4 protein-coding genes are annotated in these 6,400 nt (G+C 54.8%); all 4 read left to right on the top strand.

Annotation, left to right across the window (positions count from 1 at the left end):
- The coding region (locus BK658_RS08075) for a hypothetical protein (RefSeq protein ID WP_221178600.1) at positions 1-988 on the top strand (988 nt) is incomplete at its 5' end.
- A gap of 114 nt (positions 989-1,102) precedes the next feature.
- Positions 1,103-2,809, top strand: a complete 1,707-nt coding sequence (locus BK658_RS08070; protein WP_123581868.1) for a hypothetical protein — start codon at positions 1,103-1,105, stop codon at positions 2,807-2,809.
- A gap of 34 nt (positions 2,810-2,843) precedes the next feature.
- A complete protein-coding gene (locus tag BK658_RS08065) occupies positions 2,844-4,724 on the top strand; it encodes a hypothetical protein (protein ID WP_123581867.1) in 1,881 nt (626 codons plus the stop codon).
- Between the two features lie 174 nt (positions 4,725-4,898).
- Positions 4,899-6,386 (top strand): hypothetical protein, encoded by a 1,488-nt coding sequence (locus tag BK658_RS08060; RefSeq protein ID WP_123581866.1) that lies wholly within the window; start codon positions 4,899-4,901, stop codon positions 6,384-6,386.
- The last annotated feature ends 14 nt before the right edge of the window (positions 6,387-6,400 follow it).

Below are 6,400 nucleotides of genomic sequence, written 5' to 3'. Positions count from 1 at the left end.
GATATGGACGTCCGTACTGACCGAATTGAGCGTGGCTACGCACGTGATCAAGGTTGTCGCAGGCGGGCAGGATTCCAACACCTGGACCGTTACCGTAAAACCAGTGGAAACGGAAAAACCCGTATTCGAATCAGTCAAAGACCCCGGCGACGACAGTGATGTCCCTCATGGGTCGTTCACCGAGGCGAGAGTTCTTAATCTGACAATCAAGGCAGGCAAGTTCGAGCAACTCGATATTTTTCTCAATGGTGTATGGAAGCACACGGCTCCAACGAATGAACTGGGGTTTCTGTACTTTCAACTGGCGCCTCTGGAACTAGGTGATCAAAACATCACGGTGAAGGGCATCGTGAGCGGGCTGGAGTCGGACAACTATAACGTTTTCGTGGTGTCCGGTCCGTCGGACGGAACGCTCGCCATCATTGCTGCCAAAGACGCTCAACACAATCAGGTCCTCCCTGGCGGCGCCATAACCACCGACACGATCACGCTCACAGGCACTGCTCAGCCCAGCGCAACGGTCACCATCAGTGACGTTTTCACTGTTCTGAGGACTGTCGTTGCGAACCAGAACGGCTACTGGCGGCTTACCCTGGATGATTTGAACGTCCACTACTATCACTTGGCGCTGAGTGCCGAGGGTGCCGAATCCCCCATGCTTTGGTGGCTGGCGGTATTCGCTGCGGGAACACCTATTATCGAGCAGGCAACCGACCTTGCGGGTACCACGCTCATCCCGCCTTACGGAGAGACTTCCGGGCAGGCGTTTACGCTATCGGGTGTGGGGCCTGCCAATGGGACGCTCACCCTTCATGAGCTTCTCAGTGATGTGGAAATCACTGTCAATGTCGATGCACAGGGAAAATGGACGTCGGCGATACACATGGGCCCAAAGCCCAGGGAGTATCACTATGTAGCATCCGCGTCGGGCGAGCGCTCGCCGAAGTCAAATCTCTACCGAGTGCGCAAGGTCGAGCCAGCGAAGTAACGGAGAGTTGATCAGGTGCGCGCTGACAATGGTCAGCGCGTCTGAGCCGAGTGCTGGATAAACGTCGACGCTGCCGCTGACGTTGCGGCGACACCTCTGAGAAGGAACTTGCCCATGACTGCTCACGTTATCGCCTCCACAAAAAGTGATTCCGACCTAGGCCTCGAGCACCTGACGATCGTTCAGGCATCGGATAACAAAAAACTCCCCCCGCTCGATACCGGCACCAAGCTGACGGCGAAAATACCGACAACGGGACTGTTGCCTACCGATGAGTTCCAGGTTTTTCTCGTCGGTGGTCCCGGCTCTGATCCACGGGGTTCGTACGCGAGTCCTTTATTGAGGGTCGGATCTTTACACCCCCGGACTCTGAATCTGAACAAGGCGGTCGTCGCGTTCCTTCTAGGCAACACAATGACCCTGATCTATAGGATCACACATGACGGGACAACCTCGCCGGACTCCGAGCTGCTTGTGTTGAACGTGTTGGACCTGCCAGCAGATGCGTTGGGGGAAGCCCGGATATTCGGGAAACAGGATGACGGTAGTGGGCCCGAGCTGGACCTGACCACCGACACCGAAGACCGGACGGTGCGCATTGCTCTCTGGCCGCTGGCTGCCAAAGGGCAACCTTGCTGGGTCACTCTGAAGGGCAAAAATGCGGATAGCACCGACTACGAGTCAACCGTGTTTTTGGGTAAGGTCGATCAGGACTGGATCACCCGTGGCCACATTGACTTGGCTGTTCTCTATAGCGTGCTGGAGGCGTTGGCCGATGGATCGGACCTGACGATTGAGTACAGGGTTGCATTTGATCAGCGTGAGGACGAGAGCAAGGCGCACAGCTCAGTGGTGCGAAGCTATGCCGTTAAAAACGCCATAGTAGCGAGGCCCGAGATCATTGAGATGACAGACTTCAACGGGGTGAAGCTCCCTAACGGAGGGTTCACAGCCGCGGACGGCGTAATACTGAAGGGCACCGCTGCTGCCCATCAGGAGGTCTGGATGAGTAAAGGGGGGAGCGTCTTCGCTAATAGCGAGGGGGAGTGGGAGTACAAGTTCAAAAAGACAAACCTTAATCTGACGCCCTTTGCTGCTATCGCATCTGATGGCAAGTACTCAGCGGTTTGGATAGTTTTCTTTTTGCGCGAAGGCGTCCCCATCATCACCCGGGTCACGGACTCCAGGGGGGAGCATATCCCCGAATACGGCGCGACGTTTGAATCTGCCGTGACGGTGGAGGGGACAGCCAACCCTGGTGGAAAGCTCAGCATAAGCGTCATTGGCCTTGACGAGAGCTTGCCACTCGTCGATGTGGGCCCTGACGGAGTATGGCGTTGCACCGTGAGCGGGTTGAAAATACGACGTCATGTTATTTTCGTCAGACATGTTGACGACAACCTGAATTCGTTTGGGTGGGAACTACATGTTGTGGAGGTTGACAGTCCTGTCATTACATCGATCACGGACTCCTTGAATCGTTCTATTCCCCAATTTGGCTCGACCTATGATCAAACGGTCAAGTTAATCGGGACAGCTAAAAGCGATAGGGAACTCCAGTTTTATAATAAAGAGGATTTCATCGGTGAGCGCTTCAAAGCTGATGCCAACAGAGAGTGGGCCCGCACATTGACCCTCGATCCTGACCATTATCAGGATCTTGGAGTTAAAGCGTTTTATGGGAAGGAAGAAAAATCACCGAGCGTGTATCTAATTATTCACCCCCTCCTAGATCCAAACACGGCGATGACAGACTTCGATGACGCGGCAATGGCAGCGCATCTGAGCCGAATGCTGGATGAACGTCAACGCTGCCGCTGACGTTGCGGCGACACCTCTGAGAAGGAACTTGCCCATGACTGCTCAAGAAGACGCTCCCAAAATACACGCTGCCGGTTCTATCAAAGACCCGCTTAAGAAGCCGCGCATCAGGGAGGCGGATGGCTTCAATCTGCACCCGATGAAGATCCACGACATCGGGCGGCTGACGTCAGAAATCGAACGGAAGGAGCAGGAATTGCAGGAGGACGACACGTTCTCCGTCGAAGTCAAGAGCGAGAGTACCGATCCGCGCGGTTCGTACGAGAGTCCTGTGTTGCAATTTGGGCCGCCAGCTCTCAGGACCTTGAATCTGGAACCAAAGCTCGTCGCTTTTAACCTGGGCCAAACGATCAAGGTGAAATACACCGTCAACCGCGATGGTGAAACGTCGGTCACTTCCGATGAGCTCGAATTGAACGTGCTCGACTTTCTGCCTGAGGAGCTGAAGGCGGGGGTGATCTTCGGGAAGGACAATGACGGTACCGGGCCCGTACTGGACCTGACCACCGACACCGACGACCGGACGGTGCGCATTAGTCTCTGGCCGCTGATTGCAGAAGGGCAATTGTGCTGGATCAAGCTGAAGGGCAAGAACGCAGATGGCACCCATTACGAAAAAGATCTGTTCAAGGACGAGGTTGATGCGGACTGGATCACCCTTGGCTATATCGACGTAGCCGTTCCTTACAGTGAGCTCAAGAAACTGGTCAATGGATCGAATCTGAGTCTTGAATACAAGGTTGCGTTTGATCAGGTTGATGACGAGAGCAAGGCGAACCTCTCGCAGGTGCGAAGCTATACCGTTAAAGCGGCTGTGGTGGAGCCTGTCATCACCAAGGTGACGGATCTCGACGGCAATCCCGTTGCTGACAAAGGCGAGACCACGGCCACCACGCTTTGGCTTGAAGGTACCGCGGGTGAAGAGGTCCAGGTTTATGTCGGGGCTGAACTGAAGGGCACGGCCAAACCTGAAGACGGGACGTGGACGTTCGAACTGACTTGGCTGAGCGTATACACGCAGGGGATCAAGGCCGTTACCAGCGGATTGGATTCCAATATCTGGACCGTTATCGTGAAGGGGAATAGCGGTTCACAGATATACGATGTGAGGGACGCCGCGGGTCTTCGGATTACCGATAATGAAATAACCACCCAAACTCCCTTGATGCTCAAAGGCTGGGTTGGACCGGGGGGAGTGCCTGAGGTTTATGACAGCTACGATCTGCTGGGCAAGGCTCGTATAGTCGGGGTTGACAAAAACAAGTGGGAGTTCGAGACGAAGGTGCTGTCTCCCAAGGTATGCGCGTTCAAGATCAAGGCTCTGCCTGGTAGCGGTCCGTTATCAAGGACCTGGATCGTTAACGTGAAAGCACCGATCGATTCACCGGCAATCACCGCAATGGTGGATTCCATAGGCAACCCCATCGCCCGAGAGTGGGCGACCCTCGACACCAGCATCAAACTCGAGGGCACGGTTACCGGTGGGGGGCAGGTCGATGTTTATGCAAATGGCCAGCTGTTGGGGCCCGCCGAGATGAACGGTAGCCAGTGGGTATACACCGCCGGTCCCTTATCTATTGGCTACCGTCGCTTCACCGTTAAAAAGCGTGATGGCAGCCAGCCGGAATCTGATCGCTGGGGCGTTAGCATGGGTATCCCTTACATCGCCAGTGCGTCTGTTCCCAACGGGGGTCTGGCTGATGAGCCACGTATATGGTTGTACGGAAAGGGGCAGCCTGGGTCGGTGCTTGATATCTACCATGTCGCAAGCCGATGGGGAACAGCGTCGGTGGACGAGAATGGTTCCTGGTCGTGGTCCCATCCACTTTATGCTGATAAACAATCCAGTTATGACTGGTGCGTGAGCTTGCAGGGATCAAGGCTTAAGTCACCTTACTGGGTCGTTTTCTACTAGCGTCAATTCAGATTGAAGACTGCGCCCTTCGACCTTCAGACGCGCATGCCGTTGATCGGAATCCACTGCCTACCTGTTATTTCTGACAGTGGTCAGTGCATCGGAGTTGGGTGTTAGATGAGCATCAACGCTGCCGTTTACGTCGCGGCGACTCTTGCGAGATGGAGATTACTCATGACCGCTCAAGTTACTGCGCCCCAAACACACGCCCCCATCCCGCCCCTCGATCCGCTGAAGGTCGAGCCGGTGTTGAATGGCACCGATCTGGATTCGATCAACACCCCTCTCCTGTTCAGGGCGCTGATACCTACGACGAAACTGCTGCCTACCGACAAGTTTTACGTTGAGATTGTTGGTGAGCCCAGCACCCCGGAGGGCGGGAACTACAAAAGCCCGGAGTTGCCTTTGGGGGCGCGTGACCCCAGGACTGTGAATTTGGACAAAAAGGTCGTCGCGTTTCATCTGGGCAAAAAAATGACGGTGAGGTACTGCATCTCGCGGGATGGTGAGGACGAGAAACCTTCTCCACCTCTAGAGCTCAATGTGCTCCCCCTGCCAAAGAGTGAGTTGAAAGCAGCCCGGATCCTTCAGGCGCAGGACGACGGTAACGGTGACGAACTGGACCTGACCGGCAGTTCCAACGACCTCACGTTGCACTTGAAAAACTGGCCGTTGATTGCCGAAAAGCAACGGTGCTGGATTTACCTGGAGGGCACAAACGCCGGTAGTGAGGATCACAGTCTCCCTGTGCTGCAATCGGAGCCGGTGGAGGAGGACTGGATTACCCGCGGTTATCGCGAGGTGAAGGTGTCTTACGACTACTTCAGGGCGTTGCTCAATGGCTCGCAGCTGAAGATCATCGTCAAGGTCGCGCTGAATCAGGTGGATGATGAGGATCAGGCGTTTGGTTTCGAGACGCGGGTCTATACCGTTAAAAATGTCGAGGTCGTAAAACCGGTCATCACCAAGGTGACGGATTACATCGATGTCCCCGTAGATGACAAGGAAGAGACCACCTATTCGAGGCTGAAACTGACAATCAAGGCTGCTGTCAGGGAATTGCTCAGGATTGAAGTGAATGGGCGCAAACATGGCGAACGCCACGCTGACGACAGCGGCGAGTTGAAGTATGACCTGCATATTCTGGCGCAAGGTTCGCACGTCATTACGGTGGTGGGTGTTGTCAGCGGGATGGTATCCGATACCTGGACTGTTACGGTTGTGGCAATGAGGGAATTACTCACCATCACCTCGGTCAAGAACTCCCAAGGGACTGAAATCCCCGATTGGGGGTTTACGACTCCTACGACGTTAACGATAGCGGGTATGGGCGAGCCCTTTCGGATGGGCGATGTTATCGATTCGAATTTTGCAGTACGTAAGGAGTTCCGTGTTGACGAACACGGTTTCTGGCGTGTCGAAATTCCGTACCAGTCTTCGAGCCCGTGGGTCAATGAAGTTCGTGCTAGACCGAAGTTCTCCAGTTCAGGGGGGAAAGGCGACAGGAGATTTTTCGTGGTGGAGGTTGGGGATCCGTTTATCACCTCTGTGAAAGATCCAGAAGGACACGAGGTTCCTGACGCTGCCTTTAGCAAAGCTAGAGTGTTCACTCTAACAGGCGAGGCTGCGGATTCCACGCCATCCGGCCACTCATTCCACTAACATCCGGCCACCTG

The sequence above is a fragment of the Pseudomonas brassicacearum genome (genome assembly GCF_003732175.1).
GTDB lineage: Bacteria > Pseudomonadota > Gammaproteobacteria > Pseudomonadales > Pseudomonadaceae > Aquipseudomonas > Aquipseudomonas brassicacearum_G.
This window is presented reverse-complemented; position numbering and strand designations above follow the sequence as displayed.